Origin of the sequence: Bradyrhizobium sp., assembly GCF_016462955.1 — a bacterium.
Lineage (GTDB): Bacteria > Pseudomonadota > Alphaproteobacteria > Rhizobiales > Xanthobacteraceae > Bradyrhizobium.
In genome coordinates this window covers 1-2,675 of sequence record NZ_JAEMSD010000723.1, presented here as the reverse complement: position 1 = coordinate 2,675, position 2,675 = coordinate 1, and the positions used below count along the sequence as shown (strand labels likewise).

Genomic DNA, 2,675 nt, shown 5'->3' with positions numbered 1-2,675 from the left:
GTACGCATACGACGAAGGCCGCCAGATTGACGCACGCGCGTGGGCAAAGTGAGCTCTATGATCGGTTGGGTGAAGGTCAGGCGGCCTGCTGACCGGCAGGCTTATCGGCTTGGCGCAGGAGCTTCCATTCCCAGGGCAGCAGTTCGTGCAGCCGCGATGCAGGAAGATCGGCGATACGGGCCAGGACGTCGGCGAGCCAAGCCTTGGGATCGACGTCGTTGAGACGACAAGTAGTGATCATCGTCAGCATGATGGCGGCACGGTCGGCGCCACGTTGGCTGCCAGCGAAGGTCCAGTTGCGCCGCCCCAAGGCGATGCCTCTCAAAGCGCGTTCAGCGCAATTGTTGGTCAAGCAGATCCTGCCGTCGTCGAGGAAGCGGGCGAAGTCGTCCCAGCGTCTGAGCATGTAGTTCATGGGCTTCAGAACCTCGGCGGAGCGCGAGAGGGTTTCTCGCTCGCGCAGAAGCCAGGCGTGCATGTCTTCGAGCAGCGGCTTGCTCCGCTCCTGGCGCACGGCGCGCCGCTCGTCGGCACTGCAGCCGTTGATGGTGCGCTCGATCTCAAACAGGGCGTCAAGACGCCTGAGCGCCTCCAGCGCGATCGGGGAGACCGGTTTGCCCTTGCGGCCTTCCCTGGCCGTTTTCTCGATGTCGGCCAGTTCGAAGAATCCCCGCCGCGCATGGGCCAGGCAAAATGCCGGCGTGATCGGCATCGCTTTCCTTTTTGGGTCGAACAACGGCTCGAAGCCGCCATAGCAATCCGCCTGCAGGATGCCGGCGAAGGCGGCCAGATGCTTCTGGGGATGTTCGCCCCGTCGGTCGCCCGAGGCATAATAGACCGCCGCCGGCGGCGCAGGCCCGGCGAACGGCCGGTCATCCCGCACATAAGTCCAGATCCGGCCGGTCGTGCACTTGCCCTTCGCCAGGATGCGGATGGTGGTGTCGTCGCCATGAAGGCGCTCGGCCACGAGCACATGACGCTCGATCAGCTGGAACAGCGGCATGACGGCGAAGGTTCCGTGGCCGACCTGGTCGGCCAGCGTCGACAGCGGCAAATCGATCCGCTCGGCCTTGAAGCGCACGCTCTGACGGTTGAGCGGGATATGCATGCCGAACTTGTCGAACAGGATTGTCGCCAGCAATTGCGGACCGATGAAGCCGCGCGGTGTGGCATGGAACGGCGCGGGCGGCTGGCTGATCTTCTCGCAATCGCGGCAGGTGAACTTCTCACGTACTGTCTCGATCACCTTGAAGCGACGCGGAATCTCCTCCAGCGTCTTGGTCACATCCTCCCCGATCTTCGCCAGCCGAGATCCACCGCAGCAGGAGCAGCTCGTTGGAGCCTCAATGACGACACGCTCGTGTTCGATGCCGTCCGGCCATGGCTGACGAACTGGCCGCTTGCGCATGAAGGGGCGAACGCTCTGGGTTTTTGCCGCGGCAGCCTGCGCAGCCAGCTTATCCTCGCTCGCCGTGGTGGCGAGTTCTTCGAGCTCCAATTCCAACTGTTCGATCAGCCGTGCCGTGCGCTCGGAGCGCTGCCCGTGCAGTTCACGTTTGAGCTTCTCAATCCGTAGCTCAAGATGAGCGATCAGCACCTCGCTGTCCGACAGCTCCGCCCGCGCGTTGGCGGCATCCGCGACTGCTACATCGCGTTCAGCCCGCAACTCCTCGCGCTCGGCCAGCAGCGCGAGGTAGGCGCTCGCAAGGTCCGATGGAAGATCGTCCGGCTTCGATGTCATGAAGCCATTGAATCAGATCAGGCCGCAAACTCAAACCCAAAACACCTATCCGACCCGCGTCGGCCGCTGGGTTTCTTGCGGATTGCGCCAATCGATCCCGGACAGCAGATAGCTCAACTGCGCCGGCGAGATCGTTACCGCTTCACCGGCAACCGATGGCCAGATAAACTTTCCTCTCTCGAGTTTTTTTGTGAACAAGCAGGCTCCCTGGCCATCGTGCCAGATCGCCTTCACGAGATCGCTGCGGCGACCCCGGAAGACGAACAGATGACCGCTGAGCGGATCCTTGCGCAGCACCTCCTGTACCTGGAGTGCCAAAGACGGAAAGCCTCGGCGCATATCCGTGTAGCCTGTCGCGAGCCACACCCGCACATTCCCCGGTATAGCAATCATCGGCGTCCAAGCACATCGAGAACCCGCGCCAACGCCTCCGGATCGACGTGCGCATCCACCCGGATGCACCGACGGTTGCCGAGATCGATCTCTATCAATCCAGTACGCGCGGCTGCCGCCGAGCGAACTCGGCCATCCACCGTAGGCAAAAGCTTCGCAGTTTCTTCAGCCGAGGCCGCTACGGCGGCGATCTGCACCGGCGTAAAAGATGGTACAACTTGTTCCGATGTCCGCGCTTGTCGACGCCAGGTAAACACCAGGCTGGTCGCTACTCCGTTGCGCCGCGCAACCTCCGTTACCTTCGCGCCCGGTGCCAGCGTCTCCTCGACAATGCGTGCCTTGTCGTCCTGCGACCAACGCCGCCGCCGCTCCAGCCCGCCCATAACCTCGACCCGCATCGCCTGATGACCTTAAAGTTAGACTTAAGGTCACACGCTTCGCGAATTGCCACCCCTCACGCAAGACGGCCCCCGTCGGAGGCGTACTGCCAAGCTGCTGCACGCAGCGATCAAGGGGCTCAACCGCCTGGCGAGGAAGCACG

The 2,675-nt window shown here is 62.9% G+C and carries 3 protein-coding genes; all 3 read right to left on the bottom strand.

Annotated features, from left to right (window positions below; all coding sequences use genetic code 11):
- Window positions 1–76 precede the first annotated feature (76 nt).
- The 3 genes from JHD07_RS37430 to JHD07_RS37420 are packed head-to-tail and all read right to left on the bottom strand — an operon-like array spanning window position 77 to window position 2,532.
- On the bottom strand, window positions 77–1,741 hold the full coding sequence (locus JHD07_RS37430) for an IS66 family transposase (RefSeq protein ID WP_291631326.1): 1,665 nt from the start codon (window positions 1,739–1,741) through the stop codon (window positions 77–79).
- Window positions 1,742–1,786: 45 nt separating this feature from the next.
- Entirely contained in the window at window positions 1,787–2,134 is a 348-nt protein-coding gene (gene tnpB / locus JHD07_RS37425) for an IS66 family insertion sequence element accessory protein TnpB (protein ID WP_028133141.1), read from the bottom strand.
- Window positions 2,131–2,532 (bottom strand): transposase, encoded by a 402-nt coding sequence (locus JHD07_RS37420; protein WP_028133142.1) that lies wholly within the window; start codon window positions 2,530–2,532, stop codon window positions 2,131–2,133. Before JHD07_RS37420 ends, tnpB begins: the two co-directional genes overlap by 4 nt.
- Window positions 2,533–2,675 lie beyond the last annotated feature (143 nt).